25 protein-coding genes, 1 tRNA gene and 1 riboswitch are annotated in these 22,830 nt (G+C 71.8%); of the genes, 5 read left to right on the forward strand and 21 right to left on the reverse strand.

From position 1 onward, the window contains the following. Window positions 1-18: 18 nt before the first annotated feature. Complete coding sequence (locus OG379_RS20270; protein WP_405664605.1) at window positions 19-531, reverse strand: MarR family winged helix-turn-helix transcriptional regulator; 513 nt, start codon at window positions 529-531, stop codon at window positions 19-21. A gap of 327 nt (window positions 532-858) precedes the next feature. Here OG379_RS20270 and OG379_RS20275 point away from each other — a divergent pair, with 327 nt between their 5' ends. Next, window positions 859-1,074 carry a hypothetical protein gene (locus tag OG379_RS20275; protein WP_124277992.1) on the forward strand — a complete coding sequence of 72 codons (216 nt, stop codon included), beginning with the start codon at window positions 859-861 and terminating at the stop codon, window positions 1,072-1,074. Between the two features lie 260 nt (window positions 1,075-1,334). On the opposite strand, the gene OG379_RS20280 is transcribed toward OG379_RS20275, so the two are convergent. The 10 genes from OG379_RS20280 to OG379_RS20325 form a co-directional block, all read right to left on the reverse strand. Next, window positions 1,335-2,201, reverse strand: a complete 867-nt coding sequence (locus OG379_RS20280; protein ID WP_405664606.1) for an RNA polymerase sigma factor SigF — start codon at window positions 2,199-2,201, stop codon at window positions 1,335-1,337. A 234-nt stretch (window positions 2,202-2,435) separates the two neighbouring features. After that, complete coding sequence (locus OG379_RS20285; RefSeq protein ID WP_393766164.1) at window positions 2,436-3,293, reverse strand: RNA polymerase sigma factor SigF; 858 nt, start codon at window positions 3,291-3,293, stop codon at window positions 2,436-2,438. Between the two features lie 186 nt (window positions 3,294-3,479). After that, the gene (locus OG379_RS20290; protein WP_104787561.1) at window positions 3,480-3,773 is read right to left on the reverse strand and encodes a Dabb family protein; all 294 of its coding nucleotides are present in this window, start codon (window positions 3,771-3,773) and stop codon (window positions 3,480-3,482) included. 10 nt (window positions 3,774-3,783) lie between these two features. Continuing rightward, on the reverse strand, window positions 3,784-3,948 hold the full coding sequence (locus OG379_RS20295) for a hypothetical protein (RefSeq protein ID WP_014155101.1): 165 nt from the start codon (window positions 3,946-3,948) through the stop codon (window positions 3,784-3,786). Between the two features lie 384 nt (window positions 3,949-4,332). Next, entirely contained in the window at window positions 4,333-5,949 is a 1,617-nt protein-coding gene (locus OG379_RS20300; RefSeq protein WP_393766193.1) for an MDR family MFS transporter, read from the reverse strand. Window positions 5,950-6,058: 109 nt separating this feature from the next. Beyond that, window positions 6,059-6,703: a TetR family transcriptional regulator gene (locus tag OG379_RS20305; protein ID WP_405664607.1), complete on the reverse strand. Its 645-nt coding sequence runs from the start codon at window positions 6,701-6,703 to the stop codon at window positions 6,059-6,061. 400 nt (window positions 6,704-7,103) lie between these two features. Next, window positions 7,104-7,188 (reverse strand) — tRNA-Ser (locus tag OG379_RS20310). A gap of 80 nt (window positions 7,189-7,268) precedes the next feature. Beyond that, window positions 7,269-7,697: a tRNA adenosine(34) deaminase TadA gene (tadA, locus tag OG379_RS20315; protein WP_405664608.1), complete on the reverse strand. Its 429-nt coding sequence runs from the start codon at window positions 7,695-7,697 to the stop codon at window positions 7,269-7,271. A gap of 81 nt (window positions 7,698-7,778) precedes the next feature. Beyond that, entirely contained in the window at window positions 7,779-8,354 is a 576-nt protein-coding gene (locus OG379_RS20320; RefSeq protein WP_405668584.1) for a hypothetical protein, read from the reverse strand. A 218-nt stretch (window positions 8,355-8,572) separates the two neighbouring features. Next, window positions 8,573-8,809, reverse strand: a complete 237-nt coding sequence (locus tag OG379_RS20325; RefSeq protein WP_393766160.1) for a hypothetical protein — start codon at window positions 8,807-8,809, stop codon at window positions 8,573-8,575. Between the two features lie 115 nt (window positions 8,810-8,924). On the opposite strand from OG379_RS20325, the gene upp reads away from it, so the two are divergent. Then, entirely contained in the window at window positions 8,925-9,560 is a 636-nt protein-coding gene (gene upp, locus OG379_RS20330) for a uracil phosphoribosyltransferase (protein WP_325748007.1), read from the forward strand. 48 nt (window positions 9,561-9,608) lie between these two features. Here the strand turns inward: upp and OG379_RS20335 are convergent, their stop codons facing one another. From OG379_RS20335 to OG379_RS20360, 6 genes are all read right to left on the reverse strand, one after another. Continuing rightward, window positions 9,609-10,208 carry a LytR C-terminal domain-containing protein gene (locus tag OG379_RS20335; protein WP_405668585.1) on the reverse strand — a complete coding sequence of 200 codons (600 nt, stop codon included), beginning with the start codon at window positions 10,206-10,208 and terminating at the stop codon, window positions 9,609-9,611. A gap of 141 nt (window positions 10,209-10,349) precedes the next feature. Further along, a complete protein-coding gene (locus OG379_RS20340; protein ID WP_014155093.1) occupies window positions 10,350-10,646 on the reverse strand; it encodes a type II toxin-antitoxin system VapB family antitoxin in 297 nt (98 codons plus the stop codon). Window positions 10,647-10,827: 181 nt separating this feature from the next. Beyond that, a complete protein-coding gene (locus OG379_RS20345; protein WP_405668586.1) occupies window positions 10,828-12,366 on the reverse strand; it encodes a M28 family metallopeptidase in 1,539 nt (512 codons plus the stop codon). Between the two features lie 68 nt (window positions 12,367-12,434). Further along, window positions 12,435-13,043: an HhH-GPD-type base excision DNA repair protein gene (locus tag OG379_RS20350; RefSeq protein ID WP_405664609.1), complete on the reverse strand. Its 609-nt coding sequence runs from the start codon at window positions 13,041-13,043 to the stop codon at window positions 12,435-12,437. A gap of 65 nt (window positions 13,044-13,108) precedes the next feature. Beyond that, window positions 13,109-14,365, reverse strand: a complete 1,257-nt coding sequence (locus tag OG379_RS20355) for an RNA polymerase sigma factor (protein WP_405664610.1) — start codon at window positions 14,363-14,365, stop codon at window positions 13,109-13,111. 31 nt (window positions 14,366-14,396) lie between these two features. Beyond that, a complete protein-coding gene (locus OG379_RS20360; RefSeq protein WP_405664611.1) occupies window positions 14,397-14,816 on the reverse strand; it encodes a YciI family protein in 420 nt (139 codons plus the stop codon). A 183-nt stretch (window positions 14,817-14,999) separates the two neighbouring features. Here OG379_RS20360 and cbiE point away from each other — a divergent pair, with 183 nt between their 5' ends. Together cbiE and cobM are read left to right on the forward strand one after the other, a co-directional pair. Next, window positions 15,000-16,271: a precorrin-6y C5,15-methyltransferase (decarboxylating) subunit CbiE gene (cbiE, locus tag OG379_RS20365; protein WP_405664612.1), complete on the forward strand. Its 1,272-nt coding sequence runs from the start codon at window positions 15,000-15,002 to the stop codon at window positions 16,269-16,271. Then, window positions 16,268-17,017 (forward strand): precorrin-4 C(11)-methyltransferase, encoded by a 750-nt coding sequence (gene cobM / locus OG379_RS20370; protein ID WP_405664613.1) that lies wholly within the window; start codon window positions 16,268-16,270, stop codon window positions 17,015-17,017. Before cbiE ends, cobM begins: the two co-directional genes overlap by 4 nt. 35 nt (window positions 17,018-17,052) lie before the next feature. On the opposite strand, the gene OG379_RS20375 is transcribed toward cobM, so the two are convergent. Beyond that, entirely contained in the window at window positions 17,053-18,171 is a 1,119-nt protein-coding gene (locus OG379_RS20375) for a cobalt-precorrin-5B (C(1))-methyltransferase (RefSeq protein WP_405664614.1), read from the reverse strand. Between the two features lie 15 nt (window positions 18,172-18,186). Here OG379_RS20375 and OG379_RS20380 point away from each other — a divergent pair, with 15 nt between their 5' ends. Next, on the forward strand, window positions 18,187-18,936 hold the full coding sequence (locus OG379_RS20380) for a cobalt-precorrin-6A reductase (RefSeq protein WP_393766154.1): 750 nt from the start codon (window positions 18,187-18,189) through the stop codon (window positions 18,934-18,936). Between the two features lie 22 nt (window positions 18,937-18,958). Here the strand turns inward: OG379_RS20380 and cobJ are convergent, their stop codons facing one another. Genes cobJ through cobG form a run of 3 tightly spaced genes read right to left on the reverse strand, consistent with a single transcriptional unit; the run spans window position 18,959 to window position 22,471 of the window. Further along, on the reverse strand, window positions 18,959-20,488 hold the full coding sequence (gene cobJ, locus OG379_RS20385; RefSeq protein ID WP_393766153.1) for a precorrin-3B C(17)-methyltransferase: 1,530 nt from the start codon (window positions 20,486-20,488) through the stop codon (window positions 18,959-18,961). Further along, window positions 20,485-21,111: a precorrin-8X methylmutase gene (locus OG379_RS20390; protein ID WP_405664615.1), complete on the reverse strand. Its 627-nt coding sequence runs from the start codon at window positions 21,109-21,111 to the stop codon at window positions 20,485-20,487. The genes cobJ and OG379_RS20390 overlap by 4 nt, the downstream gene beginning before the upstream one ends. Window positions 21,112-21,166: 55 nt before the next feature. Next, a complete protein-coding gene (cobG, locus tag OG379_RS20395) occupies window positions 21,167-22,471 on the reverse strand; it encodes a precorrin-3B synthase (RefSeq protein ID WP_405664616.1) in 1,305 nt (434 codons plus the stop codon). 172 nt (window positions 22,472-22,643) lie between these two features. Continuing rightward, a riboswitch (cobalamin riboswitch) is annotated at window positions 22,644-22,798 on the forward strand. Window positions 22,799-22,830: the final 32 nt, after the last annotated feature.

Consider the following 22,830-nt stretch of genomic DNA (forward strand, 5'->3'; position numbering starts at 1 on the left):
TCCTTCTCTTTGCTTCTGTTACACGGGTGTACGGGTGTGTGAGTCGTCGGAGTGCCCGGCGCGGCAGTCGCCGCTGTGCCTTCCGGGGGCACACCCTCCGGAGCCGCGGCAGGAGAAGCTGTCGCGCAGCCGGGACAACAACGTGTTGAGCTGACCGACCTCTTCGTCGGACCAGTCGACGAGGTTGTGGGCGAACATCTCGGTTGTCCGCCGGCCCAGCTCGTCGATCAGTTCGTAGCCCGCGGGGGTCAGCCGCAGGATGCGGGACCGCTTGTCCGCCGGGTCCGGGGACCGTTCGACCCAGCCGTTCTCCACCGTGTGAGTCACATGTCGGCTGGTCACCGACATGTTCACGGCCAGGAGCTCGGCAAGCCGGGAGATCCGCATCTCGCCGTACTGGGACAGCAGTGTCAGCACGGCGGCCGCGCCACCGGGACACTCTGCGGGCAGGATGCGGGCGACGCCCCGCTTGACGGCTCCGACGGCGCTGAGCTGCCGGGCCAGTTCTTCGTACTGGCTCCGTGCTGCCACCGGCCCTCCAGGCGTCTTGCGGGAACATCTTGTTGCTTAGGGCAACGATAGAAGCAGTTGGTTGCCGCAGGCAAACGAAATGGACCTTGCAGAAGTAAAGGAACGCAAAAGGCTGCGTAGGGGCCCGGTCAAGCGTGCAGCGCAGAGGGGGTGGGTCCCGCCGGATGTGTTCCTCGTCACTGCCCCGGGGCCGGGAGGGGGGCGCGTGGAGGCGGTGCGGAGCGCTCCGGCGGACGGGTGAAGAGGCCGTGTGCGCGGAGGAAGGGCATCGGCCCCTGTGGACCCGGGGGTTGGGCGGAAGGCTCGCGTTCGCTAGTGTCCTGGGCCATGGCACACAACCCCCACGCCCCGCAGCCGGGCCCCGAGGGCACTCACGACCCGGCGGGCAGCACGCAGATGTTCCGCGCCTTCGTCGACGAGGGCGAGCCGCAGCGCAGGCAGCAGCCCGCCGCGACCTCGTCCGGTTCGAAGACCGGGGTGATCGTGGCCGTCGTCGCGGTCATCGTCGTCCTCGGCGCGGTCGCCTGGCTCGCGCTCGGCTGACCACCGCCCCGTCCCCTTCACGGCCGGCCCGTCGCCCTCCGGGGCCCGTGGACCGGCCAGGCGCCCACGTGAGCGTGTACGCCGTCCTTCCGCACCGCTCCCGCACCGCACGTCGGCGCGGGAGCGGTCTGCGTCGGGCGCGGCCCGGAGCGTCCGTGGGTTCCGTGCGGCGCGGGAAGCCCGGACACGGCGAGGCCGCCGGGGCGGCGTGCGTGGTGCCCCGGCGGCCGGCGAGCCGCTCCGTACGGACCCGTCAGGGGTCAGTCGGAGATGAGCCCCTCCCTGAGCTGGGTGAGCGTCCGGGTCAGCAGCCGGGAGACGTGCATCTGCGAGATGCCGACCTCCTCGCCGATCTGCGACTGGGTCATGTTGGCGAAGAAGCGCAGCATGATGATCTGCCGCTCGCGAGGGGCGAGCTTGGCCAGCAGCGGCTTCAGGGACTCGCGGTACTCGACACCCTCCAGCGCCGCGTCCTCGTATCCGAGGCGGTCCGCCAGCGAGCCCTCGCCGCCGTCGTCCTCGGGTGACGGGGAGTCCAGGGAGGAGGCTGTGTAGGCGTTGCCCACGGCCAGGCCGTCGACCACGTCCTCCTCGGAGACCCCGAGCGCCTTGGCCAGCTCCGGCACCGTCGGCGAGCGGTCGAGCTTCTGGGCGAGCTCGTCGCTGGTCTTGGTGAGGGCGAGCCGCAGCTCCTGGAGCCGGCGCGGCACCCGCACCGACCACGAGGTGTCGCGGAAGAAGCGCTTGATCTCCCCCACGACGGTCGGCATCGCGAACGTGGGGAATTCCACGCCCCGTTCGCAGTCGAAGCGGTCGATCGCCTTGATCAGGCCGATCGTCCCGACCTGGACGATGTCCTCCATGGGTTCGTTACGGCTCCGGAACCGCGCCGCCGCGTACCGCACGAGCGGGAGGTTGAGCTCGATGAGTGTGTCCCGCACATAGGCCCGCTCAGGGCTGTCCGTTCCGTCGGGGCCCGGGGCGGGACCCAGCGCGGCTAGCCGCAGGAACAGGGAGCGGGACAGGGTGCGGGTGTCGATGGCTTCCGGCGAGCTGGTGAGCACGGCTGGTGCCGGCACGCTCTTCGTGAGCGTGAGCACCTTCGAGCTGCCCTGTTCTGCGGACATGCCACCCCCTTGAGGTCGCGGACGGTCGCGGTGGCCACGACCATCGGAGGAACGCAGCCTCCACCTGAATACCGGAGGTAGGGCTGCGGCAAACGCGGTTCCAGCAGAATGTCACATGTCGGCAACACGCTGTAGTGACATGTCGACAAGTCAGCGCCGAAACTGCGCAGGAAACAGGGGGTGTGCGGCTTTTAAGCCCCCGGATGCGGCCCTCCAGGGGTCTACCCGTTCCGGTTACGCTTCGATCCTGTTTGCGGATCGCAGTCGGGCGAAACTTCTGGCCAGAAGCCTTGACACATGCATCTGGGAGACGCCCAGTTCGGCGCTGATCTGCGACTGCGTCAGGTTGTTGTAGTAGCGCAGCAGCAGGATCCGTTGTTCGCGCTCGGGCAGCTGTACGAGCAGATGCCGGACCAGATCGCGGTGTTCGACCCCGGCCAGCGCCGGGTCCTCGTAGCCGAGGCGGTCCAGGAGACCGGGCAGCCCGTCACCTTCCTGGGCGGCCTCCAGCGAGGTCGCGTGGTAGGAGCGGCCCGCCTCGATGCAGGCGAGGACCTCCTCCTCGGAGATCTTCAGGCGCTCGGCGATCTCGGCGGTGGTCGGTGAGCGGCCGTGAGCGGTCGTCAGGTCCTCCGTCGCGCCGGTGACCTGGACCCAGAGCTCGTGCAGCCGCCGGGGCACGTGCACGGTCCGCACGTTGTCCCTGAAGTAGCGCTTGATCTCGCCGACCACGGTGGGCATGGCGAATGTGGGGAACTGGACGCCGCGTTCCGGGTCGAAGCGGTCGATGGCGTTGATCAGGCCGATGGTGCCGACCTGGACGACGTCCTCCATCGGCTCGTTGCGGCTGCGGAAGCGGGCCGCCGCGTAGCGCACGAGAGGCAGGTTCGCCTCGATCAGCGCGGTGCGCACCCTGTGGTGCTCCGGGGTGCCGGGTTCGAGGTCCTTGAGTCGCCCGAACAGCACCTGGGTCAGCGCCCTGGTGTCCGCGCCCCGGGTTCTCGCCGGTGCGGTGGGGTCGGGGGTCTCGGTCTGGATGTCGTCCGTCTGGACGTTCTGGGGCGGGACTTGAGGCGCTGTACTGGCCGGCACGGTGTCGCCACCCCTTTGCGGTCAACTACGGTCAACTCATCCGTCAAAAGCGGTCATAGCATCACAAGACATGTCCACTGTGTGCAAGCACCGCATAGTGTCGTGTTGAGGGCGTTTTGGTTTAAACATGCCGAAAAGCCCCTCTCCTATAGGGGAGGGGCCGGCGGGACCGGAGATCCGAAAGGGTCAGAAGGGGTAGTCGGCGATCACCCAAGTGGCGAAAGCGCGCCACTGGCCGGCTGCGGCCTGGTGCTCGGGGTGCTCGACGTACCGCTTGAGCGCGTCCTCGTCGGCGACCGCCGAATTGATGGCGAAGTCGTACGCGATCGGCCGGTCGGTGATGTTCCAGGCGCACTCCCAGAACTGCAGCTCGGGGATCTTCCCGCCGAGCTCCCGGAAGGCCTCCGCGCCCGCGACGACCCGCGGGTCGTCCCGCTCGACGCCGTCGTTCAGCTTGAACAGGACCAGGTGGCGGATCATGGTGGATCTCCTACTTCACGAGCTCGGACATGAAGTCTCCGACGCCCTGCGCGGCGCTCGAAACACCCTCGAACCCTATTTGAACGAGGTCGGCGCTCCGCTCGGGAGAGGTGATGATCGTGTACAGCACGAAGACCACAATCATGTAGAGCGCGATCTTCCTCGCTTGCACCACAGCCCCGCCCCTCCCCTTCGATCACCTGTGCAGTCGCGTGATTCTAGCCGCACGTCCGGGCGAATCCGCTGGCCGTTTCCGATCACTGATGTGGCTTTTAGGGTCGAAGGACCCGTCGATTCGGGCCCTTTGTCGGCGGGCGCGGCTTACGCCAGGGAGGAGGATGGGGTGTGGGCCCGCAGCACCTGCAGGAATGCGCGGGCCGAGGAACGGGACCTCCACGAGGTCCCCACCGCGTGACTTCCCCCCGACCGCGGCGAGGGCCTACGGTCCCCGTTCTCACCGGGGGAAGCGGCTTGTCCCCCCGATGCCGCTTCCCCCGACCTGACGCCCGAAGGGCCCGGCGCATCGCGCCGGGCCCTTCGTGTCGTCCGTCCGTGCGGGTCAGTCCTTCTTCAGACCGACCGGGCCGGGGGCGGCGTCCTGGACCCCGGAGTCCGCACCGTCCCGGGGAGCCGGGACGGGGACCGCGGTGGCCGCGGCGGCCTCCTCGGCGGCGAGGCGTTCCATGCCGCTCGTCGTCTTGAGGGGCTTCTCCTTGATGAAGAGGACGGAGAGCAGGGCGAGGAAGGCGAACGGGGTGGCGATGAGGAAGAGGTCACCGGTCGCGACGCCGTACGCGTGCTCGACGATCTGCTTGATCGGCTCGGGCAGCGTGGTCATGTCGGGCACGGCGCTGCTGTGGCCGCCGCCGGTCGTGGGGAGCCCGCTGTCCGCGAGGCCCTTGCTCATCTCGCTGGCCACCCGGTTGGCGAGGATCGCGCCGAGCACACTGGTGCCGATGGTGCCGCCGAGGCTGCGGAAGAAGGACAGCACGGAGGTCGCGGCGCCCAGTTCGTGCGCCGGCACGTCGTTCTGCGCGGCGAGCACGAGGTTCTGCATCAGCATGCCGACGCCGATTCCCATGAGCGCCATGTAGAGGCTGAGCAGGCCGAAGTGCGTGTCGGCGTCGATGGTCGAGAGCAGTCCGAGTCCGGCCATCATGACGACGGAGCCCGAGACGAGGTAGATCTTCCACTTGCCGGTCGCGGAGATGATCTGTCCGGCGACGGTCGAGGAGACCAGCAGACCACCGATCATCGGGAGGCTCATGAGCCCGGCCACGGTCGGGGACTTGCCCAGCGAGATCTGGAAGTACTGGGACAGGAAGACGGTCCCGGCGAACATCGCGACACCGACGAAGAAGCTCGCCAGGGTCGTGAGCGACACCGTGCGGTTGCGGAAGATGTCCAGCGGGATGATCGGCTCCGCGGCCCTCTGCTCGACGAAGACCGCCGCCACCAGGAGCACCACACCGGTGGCCACCAGTGCGGCCGTCTGCCAGGACGCCCAGTCGAAGCTGTTGCCCGCGAGGGACGTCCAGATCAGCAGCGCGCAGACGCCGGCCACGATCAGGAAGGCGCCCAGCCAGTCGATGCGGACCTTGCGGCGTACGGTCGGCAGCTTCAGGGTGCGCTGGAGCAGAACGATCCCGGCCAGTGCGAACGGCACACCGATGAAGAAGCACCAGCGCCAGCCGAGCCACGAGGTGTCCACGAGGACACCACCGATCAGCGGACCCGCGACCGTGCCCACGGCGAAGACCGCGCCGAAGATGCCCGCGTACTTGCCGAGCCGGCGCGGCGGGATGACGGCGGCCATGACGATCTGGGCCAGTGCCGTCAGACCACCGGCGCCGATGCCCTGGATGACGCGGCTGATGATCAGGGTGACGACGTCCTGCGAGAAGCCGGCCACCAGGGAGCCGACCACGAACAGGCCGAGCGAGAGCTGGAGCAGCAGCTTCTGGTTGAACAGGTCGGCGAGCTTGCCCCACAGCGGCACGGTGGCCGTCATGGCGAGCAGCTCGGAGGTCACGACCCAGGTGTACGAGGACTGGCTCGCGCCGAGGTCGGCGATGATCCGCGGCAGGGCGTTGGCGACGACCGTGCCCGCGAGGATGGCGACGAACATGCCCGCCATCAGGCCGGACATCGCCTGCAGTATCTGCTTGTTGGACATGGAGGTGGGCGCCTGCTCCGACGCCTCGGTTGCGGTCACGGTGTCCTTCTTCGGTACTTGAGCAGAACAGGTCGGTGGTGTGCGGGACTTCGGCCGCGCGGCGGGCGGGCTAGGCCGAGGGCCGCGGGAGGCCCTGCGCCAGCTGGGCGAAGACGTCCTGGAAGATCTCCGCGAGTACGGTCTCGCCGGGGTGGTCGCACCAGTGCTCGATGGCGACCCGCAGGGCGGTCTGGGTGACGGCTGCGAGGAGCCGGGGGAAGACGGCGGTCCCGGGCGGCCCGTCCGTGCCGTCACGGGTGGCGTCGAGCCATTCCCCGATGGCGACGGCGAGTGCCTTCTCCTCCGCCACGTGGGCCTTCAGACCGCGGTGGATGAGGTGGGGCGACCGCTGGAGCACCTTGGACTGGAGGGCCCACAGCTCCTGGCGGGCTTCGAACCCGTCGAGTTCGGCGACGAGGGCGTCGCGTACGACGTCGAGCGGGGGCCGTTCGGCGGGGGCGCGGCGCACGGACTCCCTGATGCGCTCGCCCACCTCGTCGTCGACCAGGACGAACGCGTCGTCGTGGCTGGGGAAGTAGTTGAAGAACGTCCTGGGGGAGACGCCGGCGGCCTCGCTGATGGCCTCGACGGTGACGTTCTCGACGCCGTGCTCCGCGGCGAGCCGCACGGCCGCCTCGGCGATGGCCCTGCGTGTGGCCTGCTTCTTGCGTTCCCGTAGCCCGGGCCCGGATGTGGTCTTCGGCACAACGTGCATAGTAGGCAAAGATGCACATCCTGCAAAATTATTTGCGAATCCCCGGGCCGGCCGGGGTGGCCGAGCGGTGGAGCGGTTTCATCGACGCCACCTCGACCGGCTACTGGTACCTCACGGGCGACGAGGCCGCCGCCTGCGACCAGGCCGCGGAGTGCTCCCTCGATGAGCTGAAGGACGCTCTCGGCGACGGCGGCGCGCGGGAGCGACCATCTGCACGGCCGCGGTGGGAAAGGGACGCGACCACATGTGGATCGGCGCGGTCGACGGCCTCCGCATCAACCAGAACGTCTATGACTTCGAGACCGACGGAGTCGGGACACGACGGGCCGGCTGACGCGGCCGACCGGCACGGAACGCAGTGAAGGGACCGACCCGTCCGGGTCGGTCCCTTCATCATCTGCGGTAGCGGAGGGATTTGAACCCTCGGTGAGTTTCCCCACACTCGCTTTCGAGGCGAGCTCCTTCGGCCGCTCGGACACGCTACCGAGAGAGAGCTTAGACCATGCCGGGGCCTGGTTCGAAATCCGATTCCCGGACGACGGGCCGGAGCGCCCGGGAGGCGGCCTCAGCGCGCCCGGAAGAACGTCGTCAGCAGGTCCGCGCAGCGGTCCTCCAGGACGCCGTGGATCACCTCGGGGCGGTGGTTGAGCCTGCGGTCGCGTACGACGTCCCAGAGCGAACCCGCGGCACCGGCCTTCTCGTCCCGCGCCCCGTAGACCACCCGGGCGATCCGGGACTGGACGAGCGCGCCGGCGCACATCGTGCAGGGCTCCAGGGTGACGACCAGCGTGCAGCCGGTCAGCCGCCAGGAGCCGAGAGCGGCGGCGCCCCGGCGCAGGGCGAGCACCTCGGCGTGCGCCGTCGGGTCGCCGACGGCCTCGCGCTCGTTGTGGCCGGCGGCGAGCAGAGCGCCGTCCGGACCCAGGAGAACGGCGCCGACCGGCACATCGCCGGCCGACGCCGCCTGCGCGGCCTCGTCCAGGGCTTGGCGCATGGATGCCTGCCACGGGTCCCTCACGGGATCGGGGGGAGGCGGTGAGGAGGGGGTGGGTGGTGGTGCGTTCACCCGCGGACCCTAACGGACGGCCTCCATGACGTCGGCCGCTCCCAGCGCGTCGGCGATCTCCGCCAGCGCGTCGGTGCGCAGGGTCAGCAGATCCTTCTCGGACAGGCCCAGGTCGGCGAGGATCCCGAGATCGCCGAGCGGCCCCACCGGTACGGCGTCGGGGTCCTCCTGATCCAGGTCGGGTTCGGTGACGGCGCTGCCGGCGCCGTCGGCGTCGGACAGGGGGTCATCCGGCTCGCCGTCCTCCGTTCCGTCGAGGTCGACGAGCTCCTCGAGTGCGGCGATCTCGTCCTCGGCCCCCGGTTCGCGGCCGAGCAGTTCATCGGTGAGCAGGATCTCCCCGTACGAGGAGCGGGCGGCGGCGGACGCGTCCGAGATGTAGATACGGGGGTCCTCCTCACCGTCCACCCGGACGACGCCGAACCAGGCGTCCTCCTGCTCGATGTAGACGAGGACCGTGTCCTCGTCCACCGAGGCCTCATGGGCCAGATCCGTCAGGTCGGACAGGGTTTCCACATCGTCGAGCTCTGTATCGCTCGCTTCCCACCCGTCTTCGGTGCGCGCGAGCAGTGCGGCGAAGTACACCGTGACTCTCCCACTGGTCATAGGTGAATCGGTCCGACGGGAGGGCAGACGGTCATCCGGCTGCTCTGGGCCCCGCCCAATCGGCATCGTGGCAGAAACGAGCGCGATGCGAGACCTCTTCGACCGTTGCGTCGGCCATCAGTTCTTCCGGGTGCGCGTCCGCCGGCGCTGCTTCTGTGACTCCTCCGGGGGCGGTCCGGCTGCTCCGGCGACCGTCCTCACCAGCGGAACGTACGCATCCGCATCTGTTGGCGCATACGGGCCGCACGGGCGCGGCGCGGCTGGACCCGGTCGCGGAGCTGCTTCGCCTCGTGGAGCTCGCGGAGGAACTGCGCCCTGCGCCTCCGGCGTGCCGCGTCACTCTCCTGCGCGTCCGGCGCGTTCTCCCGCGCGTCGGGCAGGTCGCGCGCGTCGCGTCCGGCCTGCCGCTGATTCCGCTGCTCCCCGTCGGTCAATCGACACACCACCCCAAGCCTGGGTCCGTATGCCCCCACCTTCCCCCCGAACAGGTGCTTGATGCCAGCGTGGACCGGCGGGGAGCCCGTCCGGGGCCCGGTTACTGTTGACGGCATGCGGATCCACGTCGTCGACCACCCGCTGGTGGCGCACAAACTCACCACGCTGCGCGACAAGCGCACCGACTCCCCGACCTTCCGGCGGCTCGCCGACGAGCTGGTCACCCTCCTCGCGTACGAGGCCACCAGGGATGTGCGGACCGAGCAGGTCGACATCGAAACCCCGGTGACGCCCACGACCGGTGTGAAGCTGTCGCATCCGCGCCCCCTGGTAGTCCCGATCCTGCGCGCCGGTCTCGGCATGCTGGACGGCATGGTGCGGCTGCTCCCGACGGCCGAGGTCGGCTTCCTGGGCATGATCCGCAACGAGGAGACGCTCCAGGCGGAGACGTACGCCACGCGGATGCCCGAGGACCTCTCCGGCCGTCAGGTCTATGTCCTGGACCCGATGCTGGCCACCGGCGGCACGCTCGTCGCGGCCATCCGGGAGCTCATCAAGCGCGGCGCGGACGATGTCACCGCCGTCGTGCTGCTCGCGGCGCCCGAGGGCGTCGAGGTGATGGAGCGCGAGCTGGCGGGCACGCCGGTCACCGTGGTCACGGCCTCGGTCGACGAGCGGCTCAACGAGCACGGCTACATCGTGCCCGGCCTCGGGGACGCCGGGGACCGGATGTACGGCACCGCCGGCTGACCCGGTCGGTCCCGTCGGCGGGTCCGGGCCCGGCAGGGCCCGGACGCCTCAGCAGGAGGACGGCGCCGGGGACGGCGCGGTGGTGAGGGCCGTGAGGGCCGTCGCCGCCGCTGCGGGCGTGCTGAACGCCTTGAACTTCGTACCGATGATCAGATCGATGTCCGCCGTCTTGCGGGTGTCGGTCTTCTGCGCGGCCCCCGGCAGCTGTGTGGCGAGCACGGGGAACGAGTCGTTCATGGCCTTCGGGCCGCCGAGCAGCATTCCGGTGCCGGGCACCTTCTTGTCGTACGCGGCCGGTGCGTTGTCCACCTTGCCGATGGCGAAGCCGCGCTTCTTGAGCTCGTCGGCGGCGGCCTTGGCCAGTCCGCTGCGGGGCGTCGCGTTGTAGATGTTGACCTTGATGGCGGCCGGCTTCGGGAGCACCTTCGCCGGCGTCGAGGCGCTCGGGGAGGGGCAGGCCTTCGGCTTGCCGGCCGCGTTGGCCTGTCCGTCGCCGCCGGTGAAGACGTCGATGACCTGGAGCGTGCCCCAGCCGGCGAGACCGAGGGCCACCACGGCGGCGGTCACGGAAAGGACCAGCTTGCGGCGATGGCGGGGGCGGCGCATGCGGGGGTAGGTGTTACCCGTGATGCGGTACTTTCCGCCCATGCCGGGAGGGGTCAGCATGCTCATGGGCGCAGCGTAGTGCGACCTGGTGATGATGCCTACTAAACGATCAACCTATGGCACCCGTATGAGCATAAAAGCACCCGAAAGGCCCGAAATGCGCCATGGGTGGGAGTGGCGGGCTCAGCCCATTTCGAGCACGCGTGCGTGGAGCACCTGGCGCTGCTGCAGAGCGGCGCGCACGGCACGGTGCAGCCCGTCCTCGAGATAGAGGTCGCCCTGCCATTTCACGACGTGGGCGAACAGGTCGCCGTAGAACGTGGAGTCCTCGGCGAGCAGGGTCTCGAGGTCCAGCTGGCCCTTGGTGGTCACCAGCTGGTCCAGGCGGACCGGACGCGGCGCGACATCCGCCCACTGTCGGGTGCTTTCCCGGCCGTGGTCGGGATATGGCCGCCCATTTCCGATGCGCTTGAAGATCACACGGAAAGCCTACCGGGCAAGGGGCTCCGGGCGCAGCCAGGGAACACGACTGTAATGCCGGTCAAAACGGCATGAAGCCGCTTTAATCGGCGCACCGTCTGTGATGTGTTTGGGAGCGTGCCCCGGTGGCCGGGCGGTGACGGCCCGGTGACGCACCGGGGGTGCGGGTACGCGGCGCGTGCTATCCGGTGACGCCGTGGGCGTGCCCCTCGCGCAGGCCGCCGCCGCCGCGCTCCTCGCCGGTGGCGGACGCGGCCGGGGCCGGGCGGCCCAGGGAGCTCAGATCGTGGGCGTAGGTGCCGACCGCGTGGGCGATCACATCGATGTTGGTGTCGAAGTGCTCCATGTCGATGTTTCCCAGGTCGTCGCAGGCCGCGTGGTAGCAGGGGTCGTACGCGACGCCGGCCGTCCCGCCGTACGTCTCGGCCTGGGCGGCCGTCTTGATGCCCTCCGCGCCCGTGTCCGTACCGCCGGACGGGATGCCGACCTCGATGAACGGCCCGTAGTCGGAGCGCCCGCTGAAGTCCGTGCCGGTGTGCGGCTTGCCCTCGCTGTCCAGGAACGCGTTGATGTCGCGTTCCAACTGGGCGGACCCCTCGGGGCCCGGGCCCTGGCCAACCCCGTCGGAGTCGTCGCCGTCGAAGACGAACTGCGCGCCGTTCGGCGAGGCGATCATGTCGAAGTTGAGGTAGAGCGCGATCTTCTCGCGTTGCGCCTCGGAGAGCTTCGCGACGTACGCCTCCGAGCCCAGCAGGCCGTTCTCCTCCGCCGACCACCAGGCGAACCGCACCTTGTTGGCGGGCGCCCGGTGGGACTCCGCCAGCGCCAGGGCGACTTCGAGGAGTCCCGCCGATCCGGACGCGTTGTCGTTGATGCCGGGGCCGTCGGTGACGGAGTCGAGGTGTGCGCCGAGCATGACCGTCTTCGCGGCGTTCCCGCCGGGGGTCTCGGCGACGACGTTGCGGGTGACGCGGTCCTCCCGGAACTCGCGGATCTCCAGGGAGACCTTCACCTCGCCCTTCGCCACCTCCGCGACCAGCTTCTTCCCCTCGTCCTGGGTGATTCCGCCGGTAGGGATCTTCCCCGCCTCCGCACCGCCCAGGGTGCCGGAGAGGGCGCCTTCGGTGTTGTTGTAGATCACCGCGCCGTCCGCGCCCGCCACCGCTGCGGCCGCCTGCTTCTCCGCGAAGGAGCAGCCGCCCCGCTCGATGAGGGCGATCTTCCCGTTGAAGCCGCCCGACGCGTAGTCGGCCGCCTCGCAGCCGGTGGTGGCGTCGGTGGGGACGGCGGCGAGGGCGGCCGTGATGCCGCCCTCCTCGGTGGATGCGGTGTACGTCATCGCCCTGACGGAGACGTCACGCGGCGTGGGGGAGACCACGGAGAGCTTCTCGGCGAGCGTCTCGGTGTAGACGAAGTCGAACGCCTGGTAGCCGACCTCGTAACCGGCCTTCCGGAGCAGCTGGTGGACGTAGGCGGCGGAGGCGTCGTAACCGGGTGAGCCGGCCGCGCGGTGGCCGCCCGACGACTCGGCCACGGCCTGGAAGCGCTCCAGGTGGCGGTACGCGTCGTCGGCGGACGCGTCCCGGACCAGCCGCCTCGAGAGCTCCGCGGCGTCGTCGGCCGGGTCCTGCGACGCGGACGCGGCGGCCGGTGACGCGTGACCGTGGTCCGGTGACGCGGCGAGGAGAAGCGGTGTGGCCAGGGCGGCCACGGCCGCCATGGCTCTGCGACGTGTGGTGCGCACTGGAGTCCTTCCGGTGGGGACGGTCGGGGGGTGGGCTTCCGCGGTCACCTGGTCCGGCCCGCCCTGGCCGCCGCCTTCGCCTGCTGCTTGAACGCCCGCACCTCGGCGAGTGAGTCGGGGCCGGTGATGTCGGCCACCGAACGGTGCGAGCCCTCCTCGCCGTACGCCCCGGCGGCCTCCCGCCAGCCGGTCGGACGTACGTCGAACTGCTTGCCCAGCAGCGCCAGGAAGATCTGCGCCTTCTGGGTGCCGAACCCGGGCAGCGCGTTGAGCCGTTTCAGCAGCTCGGCCCCGGTGGCGGCATCCTCCCAGACCGCTTCCGCCCGTCCGTCGTACTCGGTCACCAGGTACTGGCAGAGCTGCTGGACCCGCTTGGCCATGGAGCCCGGATAACGGTGCAGCGCCGGTTTCGTCGTGAACAGCTCGGTGAAGGCGTCCGGGTCGTACGCGGCGATCTTCCGGGCGTCCAGATCGTCCGACCCCATGCGCTGTGCCAGCGTGAACGGGCCGGTGAACGCCCATTCCATCGGTACCTGCTGGTCCAGCAGCATGCCGACGAGGGCGGCCAGCGGACTGCGGCCCAGCAGCTCGTCCGCGTCGGGTTCCTGGGCGATCCGCACGGTCCGGGCCTTGCCGTTGTCGCTCTTGGTCATGTATTCGATGATCGCGAGAGTGACCGGGATCGGCGACTCGGTGCGTGACCGCGCCGGTGCCTCGGCTATCCGGCGCTCCCGCCGGCCGGGGGCAGCAGCCGGGCCGCGCGGAGGCGCAGATAGCGGGCCTCGGGTGCGCTGAGCGTGCGGTCGGCCGCCCTCAGATAGGCGGGGCGTGCCGCCTCCGGGTCCCCGGCCCTCTCCAGCAGGTGCGCCCGTACGGCGTCCAGCCGGTGGTGGCCCGCCAGCCGGTCCTCCAGGGCGGCCAGAGCCTCCAGACCGGCCCGGGGCCCCCTGACCATGGCGAGAGCCACCGCCCGGCTGAGCTCCGCCATCGGGTCGGGGGCGCCCTGCACGAGGAGGTCGTACAGGGCGAGGATCTGCGGCCAGTCGGTGTCCTCGGCCCGGGCCGCCTCGTCGTGCAGCGCCGCGATCGCGGCCTGCAGCTGGTACGCCCCGGCCGGGGCCTGGGACAGGGCCTCCTCCACCAGGGCGGTGCCCTCGCCGATGGCCGCTCCGTCCCACCGGGTGCGGTCCTGCTCGTCGAGCGGGATCAGCTCACCCTGCGGCCCGCTGCGGGCGGCGCTGCGGGCCTCGGTGAGCAGCATCAGGGCCAGCAGTCCGGTCACCCGTCCGTCGCGGGGCAGCAGCCCGCGGACGGCACGGGTCAGCCGGATCGCCTCCCTGGCCAGGTCGGGGCGGTGGAGCTCGCGGCCGGACGTCGCGGTGTACCCCTCGTTGAAGATCAGGTAGAGCACCTGGAGCACGGCGGCCAGGCGGAGGTCGTGGTCGGCGGGGCCCGGCTGCCGGAACGGCACCCCCCGCACCTTCTGCTTGGCCCGGCTGATCCTCTGGGCCATCGTCGCCTCGGGCACCAGATGGGCCCGGGCGATCTCGGCCGTGGTCAGGCCGCCCACGGCGCGCAGGGTCAGGGCGATCTGGGCGGCGGGGGAGAGCTCGGGGTGGCAGCAGAGGAAGAGCAGGGTGAGGGTGTCGTCGGCGGCCGGAGCGCGGCTCTCCCCCGGCGGCGGCGCCGTGAACGCGTCGCGGGGAGTGAGCGCGGCGGCCCTCTCCTCACGCCGCTGCCGCGCGGAGTCGGCCCGCAGCTGGTCCGTCAGCCGCCGCGACGCGATCCTGATCAGCCAGCCGCGCGGATTGTCGGGCAGCCCGTGGGCCGGCCACTGCTGGGAGGCGGCGAGCATCGCTTCCTGCACAGCGTCCTCCGCCGTGTCGAAGTGGCCGTAGCGGCGTACGAGCGCGCCGAGGACCTGCGGCGCGTGGTGGGGCAGCAGGTTCTCGACGCCGGTCGGCCTTTCGTTCACACGGCTCCCGCCCGGAGCGCGGGCGTCCTGGTCAGGAAGCGCCCGGGTCCCCGCCTTCGTCGATGGGACGGATCAGCACCGGGTAGACGGGCGCGCCCTCCGGCTGCGGACACTCCTGGATGCGCGCGGCGATCTCGGTGACCCTTTCCAGACTCGCGCAGTCGAGCACCCAGTACCCGGCGAGCTGCTCCTTGGTCTCCCCGTAGGGGCCGTCCGTGATCACCGGCCGGCCGTCCACGCCCGGCAGCACCGAGCGGGTCCTGGCGGGTTCCGTCAGGCCCTGGCCGTCGACCATCTCGCCGGACTCGGCCAGGTCGTTGTTGAGGTTTCCCATGAAGGCGAACATCGCCTGCACGTCCTCCTTGTTCCAGGCCGGGCTCCCGGCCGACGGCTTGCCGTTCATGGCCTCGTAGTCGGCCTGCGAACCCTGAACCATCACGAGGTACTTCATGGTGTCGCTCCTCGGCTCCTCGGTCGCCGCCCCTTGTGGGCAACTCTCACAGGGGACGTCGGAGCCGGCGACCGGTTCTCGACACCACGCGGGAGGTTTTCCGGAATCACTCCGCCGCGCGGGTCCGGAAGCCGCCCCCGTAGAGTTCGGCTGCGTCGTCCCACCAACCCCGAGGTACCGGCTGTGTCACCCGTGTCACCCCCGCCCGCCGTCCCGGCGCCCGCGTCCGCCGTGAGCGTCGTGGGGATCGGCGCCGACGGCTGGGCAGGCCTCCCGGAGAGTGCCCGCGCGGTGCTCCTGGACGCGGAGGTCCTGATCGGCGGCGAGCGCCAACTGGGTCTGCTCCCGCCGGAATGCCGGGGCCGCCGGGTGCCCTGGCCGTCGCCTCTGCGGCCCGCCGTGCGGGGTCTGCTCGCCGCGCACACGGGGAGCAGGACAGCCGTCCTCGCCAGCGGCGACCCCATGTTCTACGGCATCGGCCGGGCCCTCACCGAGGAGCTGGGCGCCGGGGCGCTCCGGGTGCTGCCGCACCCGTCCTCCGTGTCGTACGCCTGCGCCCGGCTCGGGTGGCCGGTGGAGGACACCGAGACCGTCACCCTCGTCGGCCGCCCCGCGGCCCGGCTGGCCAGTGCGCTGTACGACGGGCGCCGGCTGCTGGTGCTCTCGGCGGACGCGGCCACGCCCGCCGCCGTGGCCGCCCTGTTGCGGGACCACGGCTTCGGGCCCAGCCGGATGCGGGTCCTCGAACAGCTCGGCTCACCCGCCGAGGACTGTCTGGACGGCATCGCCGGCACCTGGGAACACCCCTCCGGGGACCCGCTCAACGTCATCGCGGTGGAATGCCGGAGGGCCCCGGACGCCCTGCGCCTCGGCGCCGTACCCGGGCTCCCCGACGAGGCGTACGAGCACGACGGCCAGCTCACCAAGCGCCATGTCCGGGCGGCCACCCTCGGCGTACTCGCGCCCGCCCCCGGTGAGCTCCTGTGGGACATCGGCGGCGGCTCGGGGTCGATCGCGGCGGAGTGGATGCGGACCCATCCGTCCTGCCGTGCGGTCACCGTGGAACGCGACCCGGTCCGGGCGGGGCGCATCGCCCGTAACGCCGACCGACTCGGCGTCCCCGGGCTGCGCGTGGTCACCGGCCGCGCACCCGACGCCCTGGCCGGACTGCCCGTGCCCCACGCCGTGTTCATCGGCGGCGGGCTCACCGCGCCGGGGCTGCTCGACGCCTGCTGGGACGCGCTGCCCCCGGGCGGCCGGCTGGTCGCCAACACGGTCACGCTGGAGTCGGAGGCGCTGCTCGCCGAGTGGTACCGGCGGCTCGGCGGCGACCTGGTCCGGCTCTCGGTGGCCCATGCCGTGCCGGTCGGCGGGTTCACCGGCTGGCGTCAGGCCATGCCCGTCACGCAGTGGTCCGTACAGAAAACCCCGCACGCTCCAGGAGACGACAGATGACCGTGTACTTCATCGGCGCGGGCCCCGGCGCCGCCGACCTGATCACGGTGCGCGGCGCCCGTGTCCTCGCCGCCAGCCAGGTCTGCCTGTACGCCGGCAGCCTGGTGCCGCGTGAACTCCTCGCCGAGTGCCCGGCGGACGCCCGGCTGGTGGACACCGCCCAGCTCGACATCGACCAGATCACCGCCGAGCTGGTGCGCGCCCACGAGGAGGGCCACGACGTGGCCCGGCTGCACTCCGGCGACCCGTCGGTCTTCAGCGCCGTGAACGAGCAGATGCGACGGCTGGACGAGGCGGGCGTGCCGTACGAGGTGGTGCCCGGCGTGCCCGCGTTCGCCGCGGCCGCGGCGGCGCTCAAGCGGGAGCTGACGGTGCCCACCGTCGGCCAGACCGTGATCCTCACCCGGATCGCCCAGCGGGCGACCGCGATGCCCGAGGGCGAGGACCTGGCAACGCTGGGCCGCAGCGGCGCGCTGATCGTGCTGCATCTCGCGGCGCGGTACGTGGACCGGGTGGTCGACGAGCTGCTGCCGCACTACGGCGCGGACTGCCCCACCGCCGTGGTCGCCATGGCCTCGCGCCCGGACGAGATCATCCTGCGAGGGACGCTGGACTCCATCGCGGAGCAGGTGAAGGAGGCCGGGGTGATCCGGACAGCCGTGATCATGGTCGGCAGGACCCTTGGCGCGGAGCAGTTCCGCGACAGCCACCTGTACTCCCCGGAGCGGGACCGCCACAGCTGCTGACGGACGGGCGGGACGGCTGCCGTCCCGCCCGCCGCTCATCGCATCTCGCTGCGCCCAACGACGGCCCCCGCCCGGTCGATGCAGATCACATCCACCGCCACCGGCGCTCCCCGCAGCACCGACAGCGCCTCGTCCCGGGCGCCCACCGCGACCAGGTCGCCCAGCGGCACCCCGGCGGCCGTGCACAACTGGAGCGCGGCGAGGCCGGTGTTGGCGGCCTCGATCTCCGCCGCCAGCTCCTCGCTCGCCCCGCCCTGCCGCGCCAGCCGCGCCAGGAACGGCTTGTCGACCTGCGAGCGGCCCGAGTGCAGGTCCAGATGCCCGGCGGCCAGCTTGGACAGCTTGGCGAACCCGCCGCAGATGGTCAGCCGCTCCACCGGATGCCGACGTACGTATTTCAGCACCGCGCCCGCGAAGTCCCCCATGTCCAGCAGGGCGATCTCCGGCAGCCCGTACTCGGCCACCACCGTCTTCTCCGAGGTCGAGCCCGTGCAGCCCGCGACGTGCCGGTGGCCGGCCGCGCGTGCCACGTCCACCCCCCGGCGGATCGAGTCGATCCAGGCCGAGCAGGAGTAGGGCACCACGATGCCTGTCGTTCCCAGGATCGAGATCCCGCCCAGGATGCCCAGGCGGATGTTCCACGTGAAACGTGCGATCTCCTCGCCGTCGTCCACCGAGACCGTGATCTCGACGTCGCCGGTACCCCCGTGCTCCGCCGCCACCCGCGCGATGTGGTCCCGCATCATCTGGCGGGGAACGGGGTTGATCGCGGGCTCCCCGACGTCGAGCGGCAACCCGGGGAGGGTCACCGTGCCCACGCCCGGGCCGGCCCGGAACACCACTCCGGACCCCGCGGGCAGCAGCCGGACGGTGGACCGCACCAGCGCGCCGTGGGTGACGTCCGGGTCGTCGCCGGCGTCCTTGACCACGCCCGCGGTGGCCCGGCCGTCGGCGAGCTCCTCCACCGCGAGCGCGAAGGCGGGGGTCTGGCCCCTGGGCAGGGTGATGGTCACCGGGTCGGGGAACTCGCCGGTCAGGAGGGCCGTGTACGCGGCCGTGGTCGCCGCCGTCGCACAGGCCCCGGTCGTCCATCCGGGCCGGAGACCGGTGTGCTTGAGTTGGGCGGTGCGCCCGCCCTGCGCCTCACTGCTCATGGATGGACCGATCCGATGCCCTTGCACGTACTCGTACTCGGCGGCACCACGGAGGCCCGCCGACTCGCGGAGTCCCTGGTGGCGGCGGACGGGATCCGGGTGACCAGCTCACTCGCGGGACGCGTCGCCCGGCCGAGGCTGCCACCCGGTGAGGTACGCGTCGGCGGCTTCGGCGGGGCCGAGGGCCTGGCCGAGTGGCTCCGCGCACACCATGTGGATGCGGTCATCGACGCCACCCATCCCTTCGCAGGCACGATCAGTTTCAACGCGGCCTCGGCCGCCGCCGCTGTCCATGTTCCCCTGCTGGCGCTCCGACGGCCCGGCTGGGTGCCGGTGGAGGGCGACCGGTGGCACGTCACCGACTCCCTCGCGGGTGCGGCGGAGCTGCTGCCGGAGCTCGGGTCACGTGTCTTCCTCACCACGGGACGCATGGGTCTGGCGGCTTTCGCGGAGCTGGACTCACTGTGGTTCCTGATGCGCTCGGTGGACGCCCCCGACGCCCCGCACCCGGCGCGGATGGAGGTGCTGCTGGACCGGGGGCCGTTCTCCCTGGAGGGCGAGCGGGAGCTGATCCGGCGCCATCGCGTCGATGTCCTCGTCACCAAGGACAGCGGCGGTGACGCCACCGCCCCCAAGCTCGCCGCCGCCCGTGAGGCCGGAATCCCGGTGGTGGTGGTCGGACGGCCGCCGGTCCCCCCGGGTGTGCCCGTGGCCGGGACGCCCGGGGAGGCCCTCGCGCTGCTGCGGCGCCTCACCGGTCCGTGACCGGCCCGGACCACGCGCGCTGTCAGTCCTCCGGGTAGCGGCGTGGCGTCCAGACGATCTGCTGTCCGTCGCCCCGGCGCACCCAGCGTGTCTGGGAGGACCCGACGATGAGGATCGTCCGCATGTCCACCTCGCCCGGGTCCAGATCGGCCAGCCGCACCGTCCGCACGCTCTCCGCCGGGCCCCCGACATCGCGGCCGAGCACGACGGGTGTGTCCGGGGAGCGGTGCTCCAGCAGCAGGTCGCGGGCCTTGCCGACCTGCCATGTCCGGCTGCGGGAACCGGGGTTGTACAGCGCCATGACGAGGTCGGCCGTGGCCGCCGCACGCAGCCGTTCGGCGATGACCTCCCACGGTTTCAGCCGGTCCGAGAGGGAGATGGTGGCGTAGTCGTGGCCCAGCGGCGCACCCGCCCTGGCGGCGGCGGCGTTGGCAGCCGTCACCCCGGGAAGCACCCGCACCGCTATGTCCGTGTACGCGTCCTGCGAGGCCACTTCCAGTACGGCCGTCGCCATGGCGAAGACCCCCGGATCGCCACCTGACACCACGGCGACGCGGCGCCCGCGGCGGGCCAGGTCCAGGGCGAATTCGGCCCGCTCGGACTCGACCTTGTTGTCGGAGCCGTGGCGCTGCTGCCCCGGCCGCACCGGCACCCTGTCCAGATACGTCGTGTAGCCGACCAGGTCGTCGGCGGCGGCCAGCGCGCCGCGTGTCTCGGGCGTCAGCCACAGCGGTCCGGCCGGCCCGGTGCCGACCACGACGACCTCGCCGCTGTCCGGGCCCGCTGCCGGTGAGGGCCGGGGCGCGTCGATCCGGCTGGGCAGCACGGCGACCGCGAAGTACGGCACGGAGTCCGCGTCGGTGTCCGCCAGGTCGCCGGTCCGCTCCCCGGCCATGGTGGCGCGCTCGACGTACCGCGCCTCGGGCAGCCGGCCGGACGCCTCGAAGGCGCGGCGCACCGCGGGGAAGGTCCGGCCCAGCTTCATCACCACTGCGGAGTCCGTGGCCGCCAGACGTGCCGTCAGCTCCTCCTCGGGCAGGGTGCCCGGCAGGATCGTCAGCACCTCCTCGGCCTCGACGAGCGGGGTGCCGAGACGGGCCGCGGCGGCGCTGACCGAGGTGACGCCGGGGATGACCTCGGTGTCGTAACGGTCCGCGAGCCGCTTGTGCATGTGCTGGTACGAGCCGTAGAAGAGCGGGTCGCCCTCGGCGAGCACGGCGACGGTGCGCCCGGCGTCGAGGTGCGCCGCGAGACGGGCCGCGGCCTCGGTGTAGAACTCGTCCAACGCGCCCCGGTAGCCGCCCGGGTGGTCCGTGGTCTCCGTCGTGACGGGGTAGACCAGCGCCTCCTCGATGTGGTCGGCGCGGATGTGCTGCGCCGCGATCGAGCGGGCGATGGAGCGGCCGTGCCGGGCGGAGTGGTACGCGACGACGTCGGCCTCGCCGATGATCTGCACGGCCCTCACGGTCATCAGGGCAGGGTCGCCCGGGCCGAGCCCGACGCCGTACAGCCGTCCCGTGCCGGTTGTCCGCTGCTGCTCGGGCACGCTCACTCCTCCTCGCTGGCGATCGCGTTGAGGGCGGCGGCGGCGATGGCGCTGCCACCACGCCTGCCGCGCACCACGAGGTGCTCAAGACCCGAAGGGTGGGCGGCCAGAGCCTCCTTGGACTCGGCGGCGCCGATGAATCCGACGGGCACACCGATGACGGCGGCGGGGCGCGGGGCGCCCTCCTCGATCATCTCCAGCAGCCGGAAGAGCGCGGTGGGCGCGTTGCCGACGGCGACGACCGCGCCCTCCATCCGGTCCCGCCACAGCTCCAGGGCGGCGGCGCTGCGCGTGGTGCCGAGCTTCGCCGCCAGCTCGGGGACGGCGGGGTCGGACAGGGTGCAGATCACGTCGTTGTCCGCGGGCAGGCGCTTGCGCGTCACACCGCTGGCGACCATGGCCACGTCGCACAGGATCGGTGCGCCGGACCGCAGGGCCGCACGGGCGTCCGCCACCGCGTTCGGTGAGAAGGCGATGTCGCGTACGAGGTCGACCATGCCGCAGGCGTGGATCATCCGGACGGCGACCTGGCTCACATCGGCGGGCAGCCCTGCCAGATCCGCCTCCGCGCGGATGGTGGCGAAGGACTGGCGGTAGATCGCCGGTCCGTCCTTCTCGTACTGATGCACAGTGCTGTCGCTTTCTTCATCGAACAGGTCGAACAGGGGTGGTGGTGCGTCGTGGTCAGGTGTGCGTGCCCCGGGCCGCCGCCACGGCGTCGGCGAGCGCGGCCGGGTCGTCCCGGACCGTTGCCGCCTCGGTGGCCCGGCCCTCCCGCACATGGGAGATCCGGTGTCCGCCGGGGGTGGCGACCACGTCGATCCACTCCCCCCGCGGATGGCCGCAGCGGCGTTCGCACCCGGACCAGTACACAGGGAGCCGTCCGGCCGGTCCGACGGCGGCCCCCGCATCGGCCCGTACGTCGGCCAGCGACTTCGCACAGCCGGGCCGCCCGATGCAGGCCCCGACACCGGCCCACGGGGAGCCGGGTCCGGTGATCAGACCGGCCTCGGAGAGGCCCTCCAGCAGGCTGTCGGCGCGGTCGGGTCCGATGCCGGTGAGGACGACCCCGCGCCACGGGGTGAGGCGCAGTTCACCGGCGCTCGACAGCAGCCGCCACTGGGTGAGGTCCAGCCGCCCCAGCGGTACGCCGACGGAGAACGCGGCCTCGGCACGGTCGCCCGGGACGGGGCCCGGGGCCGGGGGCAGGGCTTCGAGGGGGCGGGGGTGGGCCGTCCCCGTGGTGACGGCGATGCCGGCCTGCCGGAGCCGTCGTACGACCTCGGCGGGCAGAGCGGCGGCCGTGTCGTCCGGCAGGTCCCTGACCCGCCAGGCGCCGCTGTCACGGGCGGAGTCGAGGAAGGCCTCGGCCGCGGTCAGCGCGGCCGGGGGGCCGTCGGCGGAGGGGACGCGGAGGACGGCGTCACCGTCCCCGACGCGCAGGAGCGCGCAGCCGTCGTCGTGGCCCCGCAGGGTCAGGTCGGCGCCGAGAGCGTCGACGTCGCCACGGCCGTCGTCGAGCGCGAACAGGAAACGTCCGGAAAGCGCAGTCGTGTTGTCGCTTCCGCACAGAAGGCGGTCCAGTTCGGTCAGCCAAGGGCGTACGTCGGTGGACCCGAGGCCGTCGAGCCCGGAGAGCGGGGAGGCGACCACGTTGCGTACACGCTCGTGGCGTTCGGAGGGCAGCAGTCCGGCCGTGTCCAGCAGCCCGGCCAGCTCCGCGCCGCAGTCCGGGGTGAGCCCGCGCAGCTGGACGTTTCCGCGTGAGGTGAGATGCAGCTCACCGTCGCCGAAGCGCTCGGCGGCCTGCCCCAGCGCCTCCGCCTGGCGGGGTGTCAGCACCCCGCCGGGTATCCGGATCCGCGCCAGCGCACCGTCGTCCGCCCGGTGCAGACGCAGCGCGCCGGGGCAGGCGTCGCCGCTGCTCCGGGCGCAGGCATCGCCCGGAGACGAGGTCGTCAGGGGGGAGGCGGACATGGCGGCGAGCATACCGACCGTGACCGTGGCGCACCCCTACGGTCACTGTGACCTACGGGACACCCGCCGGGGCGCCGGTCCGTGAGGTGCGGGACACCCGCCGGGGCGCCGGTCCGTGAGGTGCGGGACACCCGCTGCCGCCGGTCAGGGCGGGGGCCGTCTGGTCAGGACCCCCCACCTGCCGCCTACTATGCCTAACGGCGGTCCGTTCGGCCCGCCATCGCCAGACGGCGACACGGAGGAAGCCCGGTGAGATTCCGGCGCGGTCCCGCCACTGTGAGCCCGGCCCTTCGAAGGCCGTGCGAGTCAGGAACTCCTGCCGTCCGACACACTGCCCGGGGCGTGGACACCCCGAGGAAGGGCTGACGCCG

Source organism: Streptomyces sp. NBC_01166 (genome assembly GCF_045039765.1).
Taxonomy (GTDB): domain Bacteria; phylum Actinomycetota; class Actinomycetes; order Streptomycetales; family Streptomycetaceae; genus Streptomyces.

Excerpts from the sequence above, each read along its gene's own strand:
- OG379_RS20300 (WP_393766193.1), bottom strand. The coding sequence starts at position 5,949 with ATGTCCAACAAGCAGATACTGCAGGCGATGTCCGGCCTGATGGCGGGC.
- tadA (WP_405664608.1), bottom strand. The coding sequence starts at position 7,697 with ATGCGCCAAGCCCTGGACGAGGCCGCGCAGGCGGCGTCGGCCGGCGAT.
- OG379_RS20335 (WP_405668585.1), bottom strand. The coding sequence starts at position 10,208 with ATGGGCGGAAAGTACCGCATCACGGGTAACACCTACCCCCGCATGCGC.
- upp (WP_325748007.1), top strand. The coding sequence starts at position 8,925 with ATGCGGATCCACGTCGTCGACCACCCGCTGGTGGCGCACAAACTCACC.
- OG379_RS20380 (WP_393766154.1), top strand. The coding sequence starts at position 18,187 with ATGCCCTTGCACGTACTCGTACTCGGCGGCACCACGGAGGCCCGCCGA.
- OG379_RS20345 (WP_405668586.1), bottom strand. The coding sequence starts at position 12,366 with ATGGCGGCCGTGGCCGCCCTGGCCACACCGCTTCTCCTCGCCGCGTCA.
- OG379_RS20305 (WP_405664607.1), bottom strand. The coding sequence starts at position 6,703 with ATGCACGTTGTGCCGAAGACCACATCCGGGCCCGGGCTACGGGAACGC.
- OG379_RS20350 (WP_405664609.1), bottom strand. The coding sequence starts at position 13,043 with ATGACCAAGAGCGACAACGGCAAGGCCCGGACCGTGCGGATCGCCCAG.
- OG379_RS20280 (WP_405664606.1), bottom strand. The coding sequence starts at position 2,201 with ATGTCCGCAGAACAGGGCAGCTCGAAGGTGCTCACGCTCACGAAGAGC.
- OG379_RS20375 (WP_405664614.1), bottom strand. The coding sequence starts at position 18,171 with ATGAGCAGTGAGGCGCAGGGCGGGCGCACCGCCCAACTCAAGCACACC.
- OG379_RS20290 (WP_104787561.1), bottom strand. The coding sequence starts at position 3,773 with ATGATCCGCCACCTGGTCCTGTTCAAGCTGAACGACGGCGTCGAGCGG.
- OG379_RS20275 (WP_124277992.1), top strand. The coding sequence starts at position 859 with ATGGCACACAACCCCCACGCCCCGCAGCCGGGCCCCGAGGGCACTCAC.
- OG379_RS20360 (WP_405664611.1), bottom strand. The coding sequence starts at position 14,816 with ATGAAGTACCTCGTGATGGTTCAGGGTTCGCAGGCCGACTACGAGGCC.
- cobM (WP_405664613.1), top strand. The coding sequence starts at position 16,268 with ATGACCGTGTACTTCATCGGCGCGGGCCCCGGCGCCGCCGACCTGATC.
- cobG (WP_405664616.1), bottom strand. The coding sequence starts at position 22,471 with ATGCTCGCCGCCATGTCCGCCTCCCCCCTGACGACCTCGTCTCCGGGC.